This is a genomic window from Prevotella sp. DNF00663 (assembly GCF_001553265.1).
GTDB lineage: Bacteria > Bacteroidota > Bacteroidia > Bacteroidales > Bacteroidaceae > Prevotella.
In genome coordinates this window covers 40,598-59,701 of the sequence record NZ_KQ960659.1, presented here as the reverse complement: position 1 = coordinate 59,701, position 19,104 = coordinate 40,598, and the positions used below count along the sequence as shown (strand labels likewise).

The 19,104-nt window shown below is 44.3% G+C and carries 16 protein-coding genes; 13 read left to right on the top strand and 3 right to left on the bottom strand.

The window, feature by feature from the left end:
• Positions 1-143: 143 nt before the first annotated feature.
• From clpP to HMPREF3034_RS10465, 5 genes are all read left to right on the top strand, one after another.
• Positions 144-809, top strand: coding sequence for an ATP-dependent Clp endopeptidase proteolytic subunit ClpP (gene clpP, locus HMPREF3034_RS10485; RefSeq protein ID WP_036899445.1), 666 nt, complete (start codon positions 144-146; stop codon positions 807-809).
• A 12-nt stretch (positions 810-821) separates the two neighbouring features.
• Positions 822-2,069: an ATP-dependent Clp protease ATP-binding subunit ClpX gene (clpX, locus tag HMPREF3034_RS10480; protein ID WP_036899440.1), complete on the top strand. Its 1,248-nt coding sequence runs from the start codon at positions 822-824 to the stop codon at positions 2,067-2,069.
• A 77-nt stretch (positions 2,070-2,146) separates the two neighbouring features.
• Entirely contained in the window at positions 2,147-4,321 is a 2,175-nt protein-coding gene (recQ, locus tag HMPREF3034_RS10475; protein ID WP_062435454.1) for a DNA helicase RecQ, read from the top strand.
• A gap of 49 nt (positions 4,322-4,370) precedes the next feature.
• Positions 4,371-5,414, top strand: coding sequence for a sialidase family protein (locus tag HMPREF3034_RS10470; RefSeq protein WP_156431114.1), 1,044 nt, complete (start codon positions 4,371-4,373; stop codon positions 5,412-5,414).
• A gap of 13 nt (positions 5,415-5,427) precedes the next feature.
• Entirely contained in the window at positions 5,428-6,567 is a 1,140-nt protein-coding gene (locus tag HMPREF3034_RS10465) for an acyltransferase family protein (protein ID WP_062435410.1), read from the top strand.
• A 93-nt stretch (positions 6,568-6,660) separates the two neighbouring features.
• On the opposite strand, the gene HMPREF3034_RS10460 is transcribed toward HMPREF3034_RS10465, so the two are convergent.
• The 3 genes from HMPREF3034_RS10460 to HMPREF3034_RS12700 form a co-directional block, all read right to left on the bottom strand.
• Positions 6,661-7,086 (bottom strand): DUF2147 domain-containing protein, encoded by a 426-nt coding sequence (locus HMPREF3034_RS10460; RefSeq protein ID WP_036897962.1) that lies wholly within the window; start codon positions 7,084-7,086, stop codon positions 6,661-6,663.
• A 36-nt stretch (positions 7,087-7,122) separates the two neighbouring features.
• Positions 7,123-7,638 carry an isoprenylcysteine carboxyl methyltransferase family protein gene (locus HMPREF3034_RS10455; RefSeq protein ID WP_036897936.1) on the bottom strand — a complete coding sequence of 172 codons (516 nt, stop codon included), beginning with the start codon at positions 7,636-7,638 and terminating at the stop codon, positions 7,123-7,125.
• A gap of 393 nt (positions 7,639-8,031) precedes the next feature.
• The gene (locus tag HMPREF3034_RS12700; RefSeq protein ID WP_156431113.1) at positions 8,032-8,175 is read right to left on the bottom strand and encodes a hypothetical protein; all 144 of its coding nucleotides are present in this window, start codon (positions 8,173-8,175) and stop codon (positions 8,032-8,034) included.
• A 206-nt stretch (positions 8,176-8,381) separates the two neighbouring features.
• Between HMPREF3034_RS12700 and guaB the strand changes: the two genes are divergently transcribed.
• The 8 genes from guaB to HMPREF3034_RS10410 all read left to right on the top strand — a co-directional run bounded on the left by guaB (position 8,382) and on the right by HMPREF3034_RS10410 (position 19,080).
• On the top strand, positions 8,382-9,866 hold the full coding sequence (guaB, locus tag HMPREF3034_RS10445; protein ID WP_062435407.1) for an IMP dehydrogenase: 1,485 nt from the start codon (positions 8,382-8,384) through the stop codon (positions 9,864-9,866).
• Positions 9,817-11,304, top strand: coding sequence for a peptidylprolyl isomerase (locus tag HMPREF3034_RS10440; protein ID WP_197421762.1), 1,488 nt, complete (start codon positions 9,817-9,819; stop codon positions 11,302-11,304). Before guaB ends, HMPREF3034_RS10440 begins: the two co-directional genes overlap by 50 nt.
• A gap of 24 nt (positions 11,305-11,328) precedes the next feature.
• Positions 11,329-12,768, top strand: coding sequence for a peptidylprolyl isomerase (locus HMPREF3034_RS10435; RefSeq protein WP_062435401.1), 1,440 nt, complete (start codon positions 11,329-11,331; stop codon positions 12,766-12,768).
• Positions 12,769-12,815: 47 nt separating this feature from the next.
• Entirely contained in the window at positions 12,816-14,468 is a 1,653-nt protein-coding gene (locus tag HMPREF3034_RS10430) for an OstA-like protein (RefSeq protein WP_369796377.1), read from the top strand.
• Positions 14,465-14,752: a hypothetical protein gene (locus HMPREF3034_RS10425; protein ID WP_036897920.1), complete on the top strand. Its 288-nt coding sequence runs from the start codon at positions 14,465-14,467 to the stop codon at positions 14,750-14,752. The genes HMPREF3034_RS10430 and HMPREF3034_RS10425 overlap by 4 nt, the downstream gene beginning before the upstream one ends.
• 201 nt (positions 14,753-14,953) lie before the next feature.
• Positions 14,954-16,765, top strand: a complete 1,812-nt coding sequence (gene mutL, locus HMPREF3034_RS10420) for a DNA mismatch repair endonuclease MutL (protein ID WP_036897917.1) — start codon at positions 14,954-14,956, stop codon at positions 16,763-16,765.
• A 186-nt stretch (positions 16,766-16,951) separates the two neighbouring features.
• The gene (locus HMPREF3034_RS10415) at positions 16,952-18,097 is read left to right on the top strand and encodes an OmpA family protein (protein WP_062435395.1); all 1,146 of its coding nucleotides are present in this window, start codon (positions 16,952-16,954) and stop codon (positions 18,095-18,097) included.
• A gap of 782 nt (positions 18,098-18,879) precedes the next feature.
• A complete protein-coding gene (locus HMPREF3034_RS10410) occupies positions 18,880-19,080 on the top strand; it encodes a hypothetical protein (protein WP_062435392.1) in 201 nt (66 codons plus the stop codon).
• The last annotated feature ends 24 nt before the right edge of the window (positions 19,081-19,104 follow it).

Genomic DNA, 19,104 nt, shown 5'->3' with positions numbered 1-19,104 from the left:
AGTTTTCGCATTTGTCGACATAAAAAAACTTCTTATCATTAAGAGGTTATCGACTTTTTTTATTATCTTTGTTCCTACAAGATTTGAAAAGAGGGTCGTTAACCTCTATTTTTATCTACATAAACGAAAGGAAAAAATAACAAATGAACGATTTTAGAAAGTATGCCACCAAGCATCTCGGTATGAACGGGATGATGATTGATGATGTGGTAAAGGCGCAGGCACAATATTTGAATCCCTATATTTTGGAAGAACGCCAGTTGAACGTGACACAGATGGATGTGTTCTCGCGTTTGATGATGGATCGTATCATCTTCCTTGGAACTGAAATTGACGACTATACCGCCAATACATTGCAAGCACAGTTGCTGTATTTGGACTCTGTAGACAGCGGAAAAGATATTTCTATTTACATCAATAGCCCCGGTGGAAGCGTCACAGCCGGCTTGGGTATCTACGATACGATGCAGTTTATCTCCAGCGATGTGGCTACTATCTGTACCGGTATGGCTGCTTCGATGGCTGCCGTATTGCTCGTTTCCGGTCAAGAAGGCAAGCGCTCGGCATTGACTCATAGCCGTGTGATGATTCATCAGCCACTTGGTGGCGTGCAAGGACAGGCTTCCGATATTGAGATTGAAGCCAAGGAAATCCAGAAGTTCAAAAAAGAACTCTATACCATTATATCAAATCACTCGCATACTCCCTTTGAGAAAGTATGGCAAGACTCGGATCGCAACTACTGGATGAACGCGGAAGAGGCCAAGGAGTATGGTATGATAGATACCGTACTTGTGCGTAAGAAATAAACGAAGGCAAAGATGTCAACACAGAAAAAGGTATGTAGCTTCTGCGGAAGAAGTGAGAAAGAGGTGAAATTGTTGATTACAGGACTTAATGGATACATCTGTGAGAACTGTGCACAACAAGCCTATGAGATTGTAAAGTCTACAGGCATCACAGCTCCTAATGCTCAGGAAAAGAAGGAGGGAGAAGCCTTCAAACTCAAGAAAGTGCCGAAGCCGAAGGAAATCAAGAAATATCTTGATCAGTATATCATAGGCCAAGATGAGGCCAAACGCTATCTGTCGGTATCGGTCTATAACCACTATAAGCGTCTGCAACAACCGAAAGACGAGAGTGGAGTGGAGATTGAGAAGAGCAATATTATTATGGTGGGAAGCACAGGAACAGGTAAAACCCTTTTGGCTCGCACCATAGCGAAGTTGCTTGACGTTCCTTTTACCATTGTAGATGCTACCGTATTCACCGAAGCAGGATATGTAGGAGAGGATGTTGAGAGCATTTTGAGCCGCTTGTTGCAGGTGGCTAACTATGATGTTCCAGCTGCTGAGCGCGGTATCGTGTTCATCGATGAGATAGATAAGATTGCTCGTAAGAGCGATAATCCTTCCATTACGCGCGATGTCAGTGGCGAAGGTGTACAGCAAGGACTCTTGAAACTGCTCGAAGGAACGATGGTAAACGTACCTCCACAGGGTGGTCGTAAGCATCCGGATCAAGAGTATATCCACGTAGACACGAAGAATATTCTATTTATTTGTGGCGGTGCGTTCGATGGAATAGAACGTAAGATAGCGCAACGATTGAATACTCATGTGGTAGGATATAACTCTGTGCAGAACGTTCGTAACGTAGATAAGACGGATTTGATGAAGTATATACTCCCGCAAGACCTGAAATCATTTGGTTTGATACCTGAGATTATCGGTCGTTTGCCGGTACTTACTTATCTCAATCCGCTTGATAGAGATGCTTTGCGACGCATTCTTGAAGAACCGAAAAACTCGATTATCAAGCAATACGTGAAGCTTTTTGAGATGGATGGCATTGAATTGTCGTTCGCTAAAGATACGCTCGACTTCATCGTAGACAAGGCTGTGGAGTACAAACTTGGTGCTCGTGGACTGCGTTCTATCGTTGAGTCGGTGATCATGGATGCCATGTTCGAGATTCCATCGAAACATGTGAAGAACTTTGAAGTGTCACTCGACTATGCAAAAGCACAGTTGGACAAGGCTCATCTGCAGGGACTAGCCTCGGCTTAAGGCTGAGTCCCTACAGTCCTTTATACTATTTTACAATGAAAGACATTCCTTATTCGGATAAGTAGTTGCTTATTGACATGACGAAAGAAGTTAATCTAACCCAACAATTGAAAAATTACTTCGGCTTTGATAAGTTCAAAGGCGACCAAGAAGCTATCATTCGTAATCTCATGGCTGGTAACGATACGTTTGTATTGATGCCCACCGGAGGTGGCAAGAGCTTGTGTTATCAGTTGCCATCTCTTATCATGGAGGGGACAGCTATCGTGATTTCTCCATTGATTGCACTGATGAAGAATCAGGTAGATGTGGTCAATGGCATGAGCGAGAATGGCGGAGTGGCTCACTATCTGAACTCATCATTGAACAAAGCTGCCATTCAACAGGTGGTAGATGACGTGAGAATGGGGAAGACCAAGCTGCTCTATGTGGCGCCTGAGTCGCTGAATAAGGATGAGAATGTGGAGTTTTTGAGAACCGTCAAAATTTCTTTCTACGCTATAGATGAGGCACATTGTATCTCAGAATGGGGACATGACTTCCGTCCGGAATACCGAAATATTCGTCCAACAATTGCTAGAATCGGCAACGCTCCGGTCATAGCGCTCACTGCTACGGCCACCGATAAGGTGCGTACAGATATTAAGAAGAGCCTTGGTATCATGGATGCGAAAGAGTTTAAGAGTTCTTTCAACCGTCCAAATCTTTATTACGAAGTACGTCCGAAGACGAAAGAAATAGATAAGCAAATCATTCGTTTCATCAAGCAGAATGCCGGTAAGAGCGGTATCATCTATTGTTTGTCGCGTAAGAAAGTTGAAGAGTTGGCTCAGGTGTTGCTGGCCAATGAAATCAAGGCGGCACCTTATCATGCCGGACTAGACAGTGCGACGCGCTCACAGACCCAAGATGACTTCTTGATGGAAAAGATTGACGTCATCGTGGCGACTATCGCGTTCGGTATGGGTATTGATAAACCCGATGTAAGGTTTGTCATTCATTACGATATTCCCAAGAGTTTGGAAGGCTACTATCAAGAAACCGGTCGCGCGGGGCGTGATGGTGGCGAGGGTATGTGCATTGCTTTCTACGCTTATAAAGACTTGCAGAAACTCGAAAAGTTTATGGAAGGCAAGCCGTTGGCAGAGCAAGACATCGGCCGACAACTCTTACAAGAAACCGCAGCATATGCAGAATCTTCTGTATGTCGGCGTAAGATGCTCCTCCATTACTTCGGTGAGGAGTACCCACATGATAACTGTCATAGTTGTGATAACTGTCTACATCCCAAGACAAAGATTGAGGGTGAGACGGCATTGTTGGTCATTCTGAAGGCTGTGAAAGTTCTGAAAGAAGATTTCAGACAAGAGTATATCATCGATTTCGTGAAAGGTCGTGGTACCGATGACATTGTTTCGCATAAGCACGACCAATTAGAAGAGTTCGGAGCCGGTGAAGAAATCGCTTCCAAACTATGGAATCCGGTGATTCGGCAAGCCTTGATAGCCGGCTATCTCAAGAAAGATGTGGAGAATTACGGGCTTCTAAAACTTACCGCAGCAGGCAAGAAATTCATCAAGAATCCGCAATCTTTCATGATTGTAGAGGACAATGAATTCAACAAGTATGACGAGGATGAGGGCGAAGAGTCTACATGTGCGCTCGATCCTCTGTTGTTTTCGATGCTTAAGGATTTGCGTAAGACGCTCGCGCAGAAGATGCAAATACCGGCTTACGTCATCTTCCAAGACATCTCTTTGGAGCAGATGGCAACGATGTATCCCATCAGTGTGGACGAGTTGAAGAACATCCAAGGGGTGGGTATCGGCAAAGCCAACCGGTATGGAAACGAATTTTTGAAGCTTATCAAGCAATATTGCGAAGACAACGACATTGAACGTCCCGAAGAACTGCGTGTCCGTACGGTGGCCAAGAAGTCGATGATTAAGGTGAAAATCATTCAGAATATCGACCGACAGGTGGCGTTAGACGACATTGCCGATGCTCTTGGCATCGATTTTGATGCCCTACTTGAAGAGGTAGAGGCTATTGTTTACAGTGGAACGAAGTTGAATATCGACTACTTCTTGGAAGAAGTGATGGACGAAGACCATGTAGATGATATCTACGACTATTTCCATGACAGCGAGACCGACGGCATGGAAGCGGCCTTAAAAGAACTAGGTCAGGACTATTCCGAGGATGAAATCAGACTTGTGAGAATCAAGTTTATGTCTGAAATGGCTAACTAACTAAGTATCAGAAACCTTGAAACGGCTCTTTTTAATCATACAGTTTATCATGATACAGTTGACTTTGTGTGCGCAACTGTCAACTGTTTTTTCTCGTGGTGAGGCTGGGTATGCTTGTTTTCGCATACCTTCCATCATCCGCACTCCTAAATATTTATTGGCATTTGCCGAAGGACGGCGTCATGGATGTTCCGATACGGGGAACATAGATATAGTGATGAAGTCGTCTAAAGACAATGGGAAGACGTGGAGCGACCTCTTTGTTGTGTGGGATGCAGGCGACGATGTTTGCGGAAATCCGGTTCCCATCTACGATTCACAGCGCAAGCAGGTGGTGTTGGTGTGTTGTTGGAACGATGGCAAAGATACCGAATCTCAGCTGATGGCAGGCTCTTCGCGCTATCCACGTCGCGTTTATGTGCTTACGTCTACGCCCGATGGACGACATTGGTCGGCCCCTAAGGAGATTACCGATAGCGTGAAATCGCCTGCGTGGGGATGGTATGCCACTGGTCCTTGCCATGGTATACAGTTGCGATATACGCATCGTGGGCGCTTGGTTGTGCCTGCCAATCACTCTTCTTTGGGCGATAATACCTATAATTCTCATCTTATTTATTCAGACGATGCCGGTAAGACGTGGCATTTAGGTGGCCTTGTAGAAGAGAAAGGTGGCAATGAGAGCAGCGTTGTAGAGTTGTCCGATGGCCGTTTGATGCTTAATATGCGCAACTACAATCCAGAACATCCCCATGTCCGCGCCTATGCTTTAAGCCGTGATGGGGGTAAGACGATGGGGCAGATGCAGTTCCACGACGACTTGATAGAACCTGTCTGTCAAGGTAGTATCTTGGCATTCAACAAGCATACACTTCTTTTTTCCAATCCTCATTCGTTACAGCGAAAGAATCTTTCCATTCATAAGAGTGTTGATGGAGGCCGACATTGGCAATTGATGACGACCATATATCCCGGTCATTCGGCTTATTCTGACATCGTAAAGCTCGATGCTCATCACGTTGGGGTGCTCTTTGAACATGGCATCAACGATGCTTACGAGGAGATAAGTTTCGTATCTATCCCTGTGAAATAAGCCAAACTACAATATGACTAAACTCGTTTCGGCAGCATCTTTTGCAGACACTAAACCGCATTATGACATTCTTGACGGCTTGCGCGGGGTCGCTGCCCTCATGGTTTTAATCTACCATCTGTTTGAAGGATTTGCTACCAGTCCCTCCGATCAGATTTGGAACCACGGTTATTTGGCCGTTCCTTTCTTCTTCATCCTTTCCGGTTTCGTTATCGGTTATGCTTACGATGACCGTTGGAATCGCATGTCGATAGGTGAATTTTGTAAACGCCGACTCATCCGTTTGCATCCGATGGTGATTGCTGGTGTCGTTTTGGGCACCATCTCCTTTCTCGTGCAGGGCAGCGTGAAGTGGGATGGAAGCCATGTAGCCACCTCTTTGGTGATGTTGGCCATGCTTTGTACCATGTTTATGATACCCGCTGCGCCCGGTGCCGGAATCGAAGTTAGAGGCAATGGTGAACTTTTTCCGCTCAACGGACCGTATTGGTCGCTTTTCATGGAGTACATCGGGAATATCTTGTATGCCCTCTTTATCCACCGATTACCAACCAAAGTGCTGGCTGTTCTCACCGCTTTGATGGGTGTCGGCTTGGCTTGGTACTCTATCGGAAATGGTTCCGGAAGCTACCATCTTGGTGTAGGTTGGACCATGGCCGACGGCCTCCACTATGCCGGAATGCTCTTAATGCTCTTCTGTTATACGGCCGGTCTGCTCATGTCGCGTGTGTTCCGACCGGTCAAAATACGCGGTGCTTTCTGGATTTGTGGTCTGTTTGTCGTGGTATTGACGGCTATGCCATACTTGCAGTTTGGTGAAACGGCTGTGGCCAATGGTATCTACGATGCTGTAGCCGTGGTTGTGTTCTTTCCCATTTTGGTGTGGTTGGGTGCATCGGGCAGCGTTACCGACGAACGTTCGGCTTGGATTTGTAAGTTCTTGGGCGACGTCTCTTATCCTGTTTATGCCATCCATTACCCCTCGCTTTATCTCTTCTATGCGTGGGTATGGAATAATCATGTGCCCTTGGAGCAGGCTTTGCCGGTAGGCGTTCCTATTCTTATCGCCAACATTATTCTTGCCTACGTGCTGTTGCATTACTATGATATGCCCGTACGTAAGTGGTTGTCGAAAGTCTTTCTCAAGAAGTAAGTAGGTTGTTTCCCTATAATAAAGGCCGCAAATCGTATTGAAGCGATTTGCGGCCTTTGTCATTTCTATGTGTATAGCAGGAATACCGGGCTCTTATTTTGCTCGTTTCCACTCGGTGTTTCTGCCCAGTAGCGAGATGCCGATGAATCCTCTTACGATGAGGTCGCCATTAGGTTTCATGGTAATCTTGCACTTGTAGGTTTTCCCACTTTCAGGGTCGTATATCTTCCCTTTCTCCCATACGTCGCCATCGGTATATTGAAAGCCTGTGATAATGTTCTTTCCAGCCAGCTTTTTTGTACGTTCGGCAGGAACGGGATTGTGTTTGTCGAGTGCACCGGGCGTGATAGACCATACCAATTTACCGTTGTATACGTTGCCGTTTTTGCTGATGACCACCTTGCCTTTGTCGCCCTCGGTCATGTAGGTACCGATGATTCGGTCGGCTTTGGCATGCTGTGCCGATACAGCTAGATTGATACTGAATAGTAATGTGATAATCGTGATGAGATGTTTCATATTGATTGAATTGATCATGCGATGAATATTAGTTTCTTATTGTTTCCACAAATCGGCCATAGCTCTTTCCTCTTGACGTATTCTGACAGCCAATAGACAGCAGTAGAGTGGAAATCCGATGGTCAATGTAAACCAAGACTGGCAGAGTAGAGCCACACCGATGAGCTCCGGAATGATGTTAAGGAGATAGTTGGGATGGCGCACAGTGCGGAATAAGAAGCTTGTGACGATGTGGTGGTTGGGCACGATGTAGAGCTTCACCGTCCACACGTCGCGTAGTTGGTAGATGACGTAGAAAAGCATGATGTAGGCAAATGTCATGACACCGACACCTGCCCAAGCCCATGTACCGAATGTATGTCCGCCAACATAGGCCTCGTACAAACTACCAAAATAATAGGCAATGTGGGCAAGGGTGAGTAACAGGGAGTTTGTTTTGCCGTATTGCACTGCTCCGGCCTTGACAATTCGTTTCTCGTTGTAGATGGAATAAGCCAATGATACAAGGCGTAACGCAAAGAAAATAGTGAATGCTAAAATAATTGTGTTCATTTTTTTGAGTGATTAATAATTACTGTTTTGGGTTGCAAAGATAAGAAATAAACGGGAAAATGACAAGAACTTGCATCCTAAACTCATTTTCCTTTATTTACTGATGAGCCGTAGCAGTGTTGCTGTATAGGCTTTTCAGTCTTTCTGTTCGGGCTTTACAACAATGCTGCAAAGCCGTTGCAATAACCTCTCTCCAGTCCTCTCCCGAAGCAAGGGAGGACAAATGGGGAGTGGGAAGGGAAGAACTTGTCTATTGATTTGACTAGTAGACAAGTTTACAAGTAAACAAGAATAAGACATATCTTTCGATACGAATCCTCTATTCCCTTGCAAATGCGGGGGCGAAGGTCAATGGGGCTTGTCAGTTGATGGCTATTTTGTTGAGTGAAAATTCTACTTGGTCGTTTTTCCTATTAGTTGTTTGACACCAAGACCGGTGATAAACGAACAACCATCATAGTTGCGACCGAAGAGGTGGGTAATGGTATCAAGTTCCGTTGTATGGTAGTTGGCGTTGTCGGTGAGTCGATAAGCCACATCGCTATTGCTAGTTTGTTGTGCTGTGACGATAATACTTTCTTGCTACAAAACGGTACTTGAGGATGAAATATTTACTTGTTGTAGATACCCTCTGCACATGGTCGTTAAATAGCATTAATAAGATTTGAAATCTTCAGAGGATAGAAGGGCTATGTGGAAAATTATTACTATATTTGCACGCAATAAATTTTTAAAATTACAATATGTCATCATTTGTTGCAGATAAAATTGTAATGGACGGCCTCACTTACGATGACGTCCTCTTGATTCCAGCTTATTCGAATGTACTACCTAAAGAGGTAGAGTTAAAAACACAGTTATCACGTAACATTACGCTTAATATTCCTTTCGTTACAGCGGCTATGGACACTGTTACGGAGTCGGCTATGGCTATCGCTATTGCCCGTGAAGGAGGTATCGGTGTTATTCATAAGAATATGACGATAGAGGATCAGGCGCGTCAGGTGGCTATCGTGAAGCGTGCTGAAAACGGTATGATTTACGATCCAGTGACAATTCGTCGTGGTCGTACGGTACGAGATGCGCTGGAAATGATGCACGAATATCATATCGGCGGTATCCCCGTGGTAGACGAAGAAAACCACTTAGTAGGTATCGTCACCAATCGTGACTTGCGTTTTGAGCGTCGATTGGACAAGAAGATTGACGAAGTGATGACATCGGAGAATCTTGTTACGACTCATCAGCAGACCGACTTGACGGCTGCGGCACAGATTCTTCAGGAAAATAAAATTGAGAAATTACCGGTAGTTGATGCTGCCAACCGTTTGGTAGGATTGATTACTTATAAAGATATTACCAAGGCTAAGGACAAGCCAATGGCTTGTAAAGACGAGAAAGGTCGTTTGCGTGTGGCTGCCGGTGTGGGTGTGACGGTCGATACCTTGGATCGTGCGCGTGCATTGGTGGAGGCCGGAGCCGACGCTATCGTCATTGATACGGCTCACGGACACTCACAAGGCGTGATAGAAAAGTTGCGCGAGGTGAAAGCAACGTTCCCACAAGTAGATGTAATCGTGGGTAATGTGGCTACGGGAGAAGCGGCTAAGCTATTGGTAGAGAATGGTGCCGACGGTATCAAAGTGGGTATCGGCCCGGGTTCTATTTGTACAACGCGTGTTGTAGCCGGTGTTGGTGTACCGCAATTGAGTGCAGTTTATGATGTATATTCTGCCTTGAAGGGTACCGGAGTGCCATTGATAGCCGATGGCGGACTGCGCTATTCGGGCGATGTTGTGAAAGCATTGGCAGCCGGTGGTAGCAGTGTGATGATAGGTTCGTTGGTAGCCGGTACCGAGGAAAGTCCCGGTGAGACCATCATTTTCAACGGTCGTAAGTTTAAGAGCTATCGTGGAATGGGGTCGCTTGAGGCCATGGAGCAGAAGAACGGTTCAAAGGATCGCTACTTCCAAGGCGATACGAAAGATGTTAAGAAGCTTGTGCCGGAGGGTATTGCCGGTCGTGTACCTTATAAGGGAACGGTTCAGGAGGTTATTTATCAGATGACCGGTGGACTGCGTTCGGGGATGGGATATTGCGGTGCAGCCTCTATAGAGAAGCTTCATGAGGCCAAGTTTACTCGCATTACCAATGCCGGTGTGTTGGAGAGTCATCCTCATGATATTTCCATCACGAGTGAAGCTCCAAACTATTCTCGCTTCGAATAAACTGATGGTGCGTACACCTTCTGCGTTGTTGCTTGTGGGTATACTCCTGATGGGGAGCATATCGTTCGGACAAACTGTCGACCCTGTTGTGATGACTATCAATGGAAAGGCTGTTACACGTTCGGAATTTGAATATTCCTACAATAAAGACAACGCAGCAGGCGTTTTAGATAAGAAAACGGTCGAGGAATATCTGCCTCTTTTTGTAAACTTCAAGTTGAAGGTAGAGGCAGCCCTTGATGCGCGTTTAGATACATTGGCGTCATTTCAAAATGAATTGGCTTCTTATCGTAGTGGTTTAATGGCGTCGATGAGAGTATCGAATACGGATATGGAGGCTGCGGCTCGCAGTCTCTACGAAGCCGATAAGGTACAAGCTATACGTAATGGTGGACTATACAGGGTCGCTCAGATTTACTTGCATGTGGGTCAACGTGAACCTCGGAGTGCAGAAATGGTGGCGCGAGCGCGGATAGATTCTATTTATCGCGCGTTGCAGCAAGGTGCTGATTTTGGTATGTTGGCACGTCGTTGTTCTGACGATAAGGTCACGGCTGCACGTGGTGGAGAACTACACTGGGTGCAACGTGGGGAGACGATGGCTGAATTTGAGGCGGAGATGTCGGCATTGAAAGTCGGCGAGATGAGTAAGCCATTCGAATCTCCTGCAGGTTTTCACATCATCAAATTGCTGGAGAAGTGCGATTATCTGCCTTATGAGGCTGTGCGTACGGAATTGCTGAAGACCGTGGAACGGCAGAATGTGTTGCGTAGAATGAAAGGGATGAATTCCCAACTCGTGGCAGAAAAACGGCAAATGAATATGGACTCGATGTCGAGAGAAAATCAAATGACATTGGAGGAAATGCTGCCGGAGCAACTTTATTTGCTACAAGAATATCGTGAGGGGCTGCTATTATATAATATGTGTAGCCGTACGGTTTGGGATAGTGCTGCTCGTGATGAAGCAGGATTGGAACACTATTTCCGACAAAATAAAAAGAAATATCGTTGGGGGCAGCCACGTTATAAGGGCATTGTCTACTATGCGAAGACTAAAAAAGACCTGTCGGCTGTGAAGAAACTCCTCAAATCGACAGATTCTAAGGAATGGATGCGTGCAATCAAGCGTACGTTTCAAGAGAATGGGGGAGTAAGTGTACAGGCAGAACAGGCATTATTCAAACCGGACGACAATGCCTTGATAGATAGCAAGGTGTTTGGTTATGTTGATGGAAAGTCTGCCTTGAAAGACGGTTATCCTTATATGGCTGTCTACGGAAAGAAGTTGAAAGTCCCCAAGTCTATGGATGATGTGCGCTATTTGGTGGTAGCCGATTATCAAGAGGAACTGGAAAAGGCTTGGGTGGAAGGTTTGCGGAAGAAGTACACAGTGTCTATAGACCGCGATGTGTTGCTCACCGTGAACAAACATTAATGTATATTCTGAAACATAAGATACATGAGAAAAGGAAATAAAATATTGATGGGCTGTCTGGCTGTGATGTTATTGGCCGGCATGTCGGCTCGCGCTGGTAAGACTGGTAAGTGGCTCGGTGCCCAGAAAGATACGACTTCGGCAAAGTCTGAAGTCCAAGCTCCACAGCATGCTGTGGTAGATGAAGTCATTTGGGTGGTAGGTGATGAGCCTATTTTGAAGTCGGATGTTGAGGCCGCACGCCTGCAAGCCGAGGTGGAAGGTGCCAAATGGGGTGGGGATCCTGATTGTACTATCCCCGAACAGATAGCTGTTCAGAAGTTGTTCTTGCACCAAGCTGCTATCGATTCCATAGAGGTTTCTGAGGCAGAGGTAAATCAAAGCGTTGACCAGCAGATTAATTTTTGGATTAACAGTGCCGGTTCGCGTGAAAAACTTGAGGAATATCGTAACCAGACTGTTGCACAGATGCGTGAACAGATGCACGATGAATTCAAGAATAGGGAATTGATTAACCGTATGCGTCGCGAACTTGTGAAGGATGTAACGGTTACTCCTTCTGATGTACGCAACTATTTCCGCAATGTTCCGGAAGATAGTCTGCCTTTTGTTCCTACCGAGGTGGAAGTGGAAATTATTGTTCGTCAGCCTCGTATAGAGCAGACTGAGATTAACCGGGTGAAAGATCAATTGCGTAATTTCACGGAACGTGTGAACTCCGGTGAGACCTCTTTTGCAACTTTGGCACGCCTTTATTCTGAAGATCCGGGGTCTGCTCGTATGGGTGGAGAGATGGATTATATGGGGCGTGGTATGCTTGATCCTACCTTTGCATCGGTGGCTTTCAACTTGACCGACCCTAAAAAGATTTCCAAAATCTGCGAGAGTGAGTTCGGTTTTCATATCATTCAGTTGATTGACAAGCGCGGTGATAAGGTAAAGGTACGCCATCTCTTAATGAAGCCGAAGGTGTCTGCCGATGCACTGGCAAAGGCTCATGCCCGTCTAGACTCTATCAGTGATGATATCAAAGCAGGTAAATTCAGTTTTGAAGAAGCCGCTACCTATATATCGGAAGATAAGGATACGAAGAACAATCGAGGTTTGATGGCTTTCAACGATGTGCAGAATCAAATTATGACTTCTAAATTTCAGATGAAAGACTTGCCTACCGAGGTGGCTCGACAAGTTGAAGGAATGAAAGTGGGAGACATCTCTGCACCTTTCGATATGATTAATAAAAAGGGTAAACAAGTGGTGGCTATCGTGAAGCTGAAGAGTAGAACGGAGGGTCATAAGGCTAAGATTACGGAGGATTTCCAAGTTATGAAGAACGTGGTCTTAGCTAAAGAGAAGGAGAAAAAACTCCACGATTGGGTAGTGAATAAGATCAAACACACCTATGTGAGGATGAACGATCGCTATAAAAATTGCAACTTTGAATATCAAGGATGGGTTAAATGATCAACCTGAACGATAGAAAACAATATATAAACAGCGGGCATAAAACCATGATAGGCATGGTTTTATGCCTGTTTGGACTATGCCTGTTTCAAGTAGTGTGGGCTATTCGGCCACCCAAGAAACCGCATCAGGACGACCGTGTGTATTTGGTTCACTCGGATGAATTGAAGTTTGACATGTATGGAGAGGTGCCTGATGCCCAAATAGTCAAGGGACATGTACACTTCACACACCAAGGTGCGCAGCTATGGTGTGACAGTGCGTATTTCTACCAACAGTCTAATTCGGTGAAGGCATTCGGACATGTGCGGTTCAAACAGGGCGATACACTCTCTTTAACATGCGATAGAGGAGTGTACGATGGTCAAAGTCAAATGCTCATGGCGCGTAGCAATGTCGTGTTGAAGCATCGTCGACAAACGCTTTATACGGATAGTCTGGACTATGACAAGTTGTATGATTATGCTTATTTCTTCGAGGGTGGACGATTGATAGACGGTAAAGACCGATTGTCTTCGGACTGGGGAGAGTATAGGATGGATACACGTGAGGCCACATTCCGTTTCAATGTGCGTATGACGAATGCCGGTAGGCTTATCACAACCGACACCTTGCATTATGATACGCGTAGCTCGAAGGCTCATGTTACAGGTCCGTCGAAGATTACACAGAATGGAAGTGTGATAGATACGGAGAATGCTTACTTCAATACAAAGACCGATCAGGCAGAGATGTATGGCCGTTCGACGGTGGTAGATAAGGATAAAACCATTACTGGTGATAGTCTGTTTTATGACAAGAATACCGGGTTGGCACGTGGATACGGAAATGTCATCTATATAGATAAGGTGAACAAGAATCGCTTGGAGTGCGAGCGTATGAACTATAATGAGAAAACCGGCTACGGTTGGGCGACTCAAAAGGTACTCGCCAAAGATTATTCTCAGAAAGATACGCTCTATATGCACGCCGATTCCATGAAGATATATACTTTTAATATCAATACCGACTCGATGTATCGCAAGGTTCATTGCTTCAATCACGTAAAGGTTTACCGTGTAGATATGCAAGCTATCTGCGACTCGCTGGTGGCTAATTCGCAAGATAGTTGTATGACTATGTACAAGGACCCGATAACTTGGAATGGCGAACGACAGATATTAGGCGAGAAGATATTGGTATACATGCAAGACAGTACGATACGCGATGCCCATGTAGTGGGGCAGGCTCTGTCTGTAGAGCGCATGCCTGATGGGAAAAAATACAATCAGGTGTCGTCGAAATTGATGGATGCTTATTTCACGGACGGGGTGGTTCGGCGCATTGTTGCCACCGGAAATGTAAAGGTGATATACTATCCTACAGACGATAAAGATTCTTCGTTGATAGGCTTGAACTATGTGGAATCGGACACGATGCGCATGTATATGAACAAGAATCGGCAATTGGAAAAGATTTGGATGCCCAAACCGCAGGGTACGTTATATCCCATGACGCAGATACCTCCGACCAAGTATAAGCTTCCAGAGTTTGCTTGGTTCGAAGAACTACGGCCGACTAGTCCTGCCGATGTCTTTGAGTGGCGTGGCAAAGCTGCCGATTCTACACTGAAGGTCGTGAAGCGTCAAGAGGCACCATTGCAACATTTGAATAGGCAGAAGCCAGCAGTGAAGAAACCAAAAGAAAGTGAAAAGCAATGAGTTTCTTCAAACAACCCAAGCCACGCGGTTTCCATCATGAGATGATATATGTGGATGAACGCAGCGAACGACTCGCAGAGATAGAACAACGAGCCAAGCGTGAATTGGGGATAGAAAAAGAAGAAGGCTATTCTTCAGAAACGATACGACAGGCTTTTCAACAAGCAACGCCTCGTGTACAGCGGCGTAGACAGCGCAGGCTGATGCAAGAGAATACATTAATTTTTGGATTGTTGGTGATATTGATACTACTCTTGGTGCTGCTATGGGTATACCTTATATAATAATAGAATGTACGTTTCGCATGAATGCTCAACTTAGGAGTTATCGGGAGTTAAATGTTATCAAGACATTGGAATCATAAAAAGGAGTAAATGGACATATGTCTGTTAACTTCAAGCCTTAAATAGGCTTTAACTTCTACTAATTTCTGTCCATACATTAACTAACGAAACTAAAGTAATAGACTAAAAGAAAGAACATATATGAGCGACATTATACAACTTCTACCGGATTCGGTGGCCAATCAGATAGCTGCCGGCGAGGTGATACAGCGTCCAGCCAGCGTCATCAAAGAGTTGGTGGAGAATGCTGTGGATGCCGGTGCTAAGAATATACATGTCATTGTGGTGGATGCCGGTCGCACCTCTATTCAGGTGATAGACGATGGGAAAGGAATGTCGGAGACCGATGCCAGACTCTCGTTCGAGCGGCATGCGACCTCTAAAATTCGTAAAGCCGATGACCTCTTTGCGCTACATACGATGGGATTTAGGGGAGAGGCACTGGCTTCTATTGCTGCTGTGGCTCAGATAGAATTGAAGACACGTCGGCCGGATGATGAACTTGGAACGTCATTGACCATCTCTGCGGGTAAGTTTACCAATCAGGAAGCATGTTCATGTGCGGTAGGCAGCAACTTCAAAGTGGAGAACCTATTCTTCAACGTGCCTGCGAGAAGAAAGTTCTTGAAGTCAAATTCCACCGAACTCAATCATATTATTGCTGCTTTCGAGCGCATCGTATTAGTTTATCCCGATGTAGCTTTCACGTTACATAGCAACGATTCAGAAGTATTTAACCTACGGCGAGGAAGTCTCAAACAGCGAATAGTCGATGTTTTTGGTAAACGTCTCAATCAAGATTTGTTGCCAGTGGATGTCGAAACGAGCATGTGCGATATTCATGGATTCGTGGGTAAACCGGAATCTGCCCGTAAGAAAGGTGTCTACCAGTATTTCTTTGTCAACGGTCGTTACATGAAACATCCGTATTTTGCTAAAGCTGTGCAAACAGCCTTTGAGAGATTGGTTCCCATGGGAGAGCAAGTACCTTACTTCATATACTTCCAAGTGAACCCCGAAGATATTGATGTGAACATCCATCCTACGAAGACTGAAATCAAATTCGAGAACGAACAGCCTATTTGGCAGATTCTAATGGCTGCCGTAAAAGAATCTGTAGGGATGTTCAACGATATTCCTGCTATTGATTTTGATACCGAAGGGCGTCCCGATATTCCCGTATTCACGCAGAATCATCAAGTGGAAGTGCCGAAAGTGCAATACAATCCCAACTATAATCCGTTTAAAACAGAGAAGTCTATTACGACTCCTAGCCAGTGGGAAGACTTGTATCAAGGATTATCACAGCCTCATGAGGAAGACGTGTTTGCTTCCCAACAATCTGAAGAAGCGACCATGGAATCGTCAAATGATAATGTAATGGCCGAAAAGTCGCCTATACATTATCAATATAAAGGCAAGTATATCATGACAGCTGTCAAGTCAGGTCTGATGATTATCGACCAATATCGGGCACACATACGTATTCTTTTCGAGCAATACATGCGCCAATTACAGACTCGTCATGCTCTCTCGCAGAAGGTTTTGTTCCCGCAGACGGTTCAGTTGTCGACAGTGGAGAGCCTTACATTAGATAAGATTCAGGATGATTTGGATGGTATGGGCTTTGAACTCTCCGCGTTAGGTGGTAATAGCTATGCAGTTAATGCCATTCCAGCAGAGTTGGAAGGTGTCGATATAACTATATTATTAAAAGAAATGGTAGTAGCTGCCATGGAAAAACCTATTGATATGCGAACCGACCTTCATGAAGTGTTGGCTTTGGTGATGGCTCGAAAGGCAGCGATACCCTATGGACAAGTACTGAGTAACGACGAGATGGAAAGCGTTGTTAACAACCTTTTCGCTTGTCAGAATGCCAGTTATACACCTGATGGCAAAAATGTACTTTGTATATTGAAACAAAGTGAAATAGAACTTCTATTGAAGTGAAAAGATAAAAAACTATCAAAAAATTGCGTTAAATCAATAAAATAAGTGGCTTTTATCATTTTTTCTTAATAAAAACATTCTTTGTTTGGAATTAATTATTAACTTTGCTCCTAGATTATCAGCTAGCGATAGTATGAGGAATCATGTTAGAGAGCAATATTTTTTGATTATAAATAGTAATAGATTATGAAAAAGTTATTCATGGTACTGGCTTTCGCCGGTTTATCAATGGCTACAATGGCACAGGACGCTGATCCTGTTGAAAAGTACAGTGTAGCTACAAATTCATTCTGGAGCAATTGGTTCATCCAAGTAGGTGCTGATTGGAATGCTTGGTATTCTCAGGAAGAACATGGCTTGAATTTGAGCAATAGCCCAATCAAGAAGTTCCGTTCTAATCCCGGTGTCTCTGTAGCACTCGGTAAGTGGTTTACTCCCGGTCTCGGTCTTCGTACTAAAGTACAGGGTATTTGGGGTAAGACTGTAACTGATGCTGACAATGCTGGTAACGGTAACAAGTATTGGTTGGCTAACGAGCAGGTTATGTTCAACTTGAGCAACATGCTTTGTGGTTACAATCCTAGCCGTGTTTGGAACTTCGTTCCATTCGCAGGTTTGGCTGTAGGTCGCTCTATGACTTACAACAAATACGCTATGGGCTTCAGTGCAGGTATCTTGAATCAGTTCTATGTAGGTAAGAAAGTCGCTCTTAACGTTGAACTTGGTTGGAACAGCATGAGCAGTGATATGGATGGTAAGGCTGGTAAATTAGCTCGCCATCGTGGTTGGGACAATCGCGACAACAACCTTTATGGTGAAGTTGGTTTGACTTTCAACTTGGGTAAAGCATCTTGGGATAAGACTCCAGATGTTGACGCTATCAAGGCTCTTTCACAGTCTCAGATCGATGCTCTCAATGCTCAGCTCAACGATGCTAATGCAGAGATCGCTCGTTTGAAGGATATGTTGGCTAACCAGAAGCCTGTTGAGAGCAAGTCTGTTAAGGAATATGTTACAACTCCTGTATCTGTATTCTTCAACATTGGTAAGAGCGTAGTAGCTTCTAAGAAGGATCTCGTTAACGTTGAGGCTTTGGCTAAGTATGCTAAGGACAACAACACTAACCTCCTTGTTACAGGTTATGCTGATAGCAAGACTGGTACTCCAGCATTCAACCAGACTCTGTCTGAGCGTCGTGCTAACACTGTTGCTGATGCACTTGTTAACATGGGTGTTGATCGTGATAAGATCCAGACTACTGGTAAGGGTGGTGTAAACGAACTTTCACCAGTTTCTTACAACCGTCGTGCTACTGTTCAGGTTGCTGAATAATCTAGAATTACGATTCATATATAAGAGGGTAAGTTTCAAACTTACCCTCTTTTTTTGTGCCGTTATCTCGTTTGTGCTTATTGAGGATGAGATGTAAGATGTGTTACTAGATATTGTTTTTTGAGGAAGAAAGCAGGCTTGTCAGCTTTACTCTCAAGAATATGTGCTTTATTCTAATTTACTTGGAAACTTAATATGTCCCATCTCTTCTTGGAAAAGGGGCGAGGTGAGGGCGCTGCAAGGTGATAGCAGCATTTCTGTTTAGGCTCTGCAGTAATGCTGAAAAGCCTAGACAGTGATGTTGCTAAGTGGTTGCATAGAGTTGAGAGGTGGAGTTTGGCGTGTGAAGTTGATACTAAAAAGTGAATAGTGGAATCATTTTAGCTCGTAAGTCTTTGCGTGAACGCGTAAAGATAAATTAGTATCGTTTTAGAAATAAAGTGCAAGACTTATCTTCTTTTTTTTGTTTTTATCTGTTTTTGCAATCGTTATCTTTATGAGATATTTTATATCTATTTAATATTTATGTGTAATGGCCATTCAACCATTATACTTTAGTATAAATAAAACAAGAGTTAAGCAGGTAAAAAAATATACGTTATGTTTAAAATAATATAAAATAGTATGTATAAATGTTGCATATAATGGGAAAATTTCATAATTATTGTAACATAAATCAGATGATAACACGAATGTCATGGAGAGTTGTGCTTTCGCAAACTATAAGAGACTGATAACTAAAGGATAAATAATCTAATTTAGATAGTTTTGTAATCACTATTATGGAACGGAGATGTTATGTGAAGCCTGAGATGGAAATCTTGGAGCTTTGCTTAGATTTTCAGCTATTGGCGGGTTCTACTCCGTCGGTCAAAGGTGTGTCCCGCCCAAACGGGTATGTGGAAACAAGTGACTTTAATAAGGTAACTGATTTTACACAGGAAAGTGAAGATGGCTTAAAACACAGTTCCATCTTCGATTAAACTTTGGTAATCGCAATGTATTAT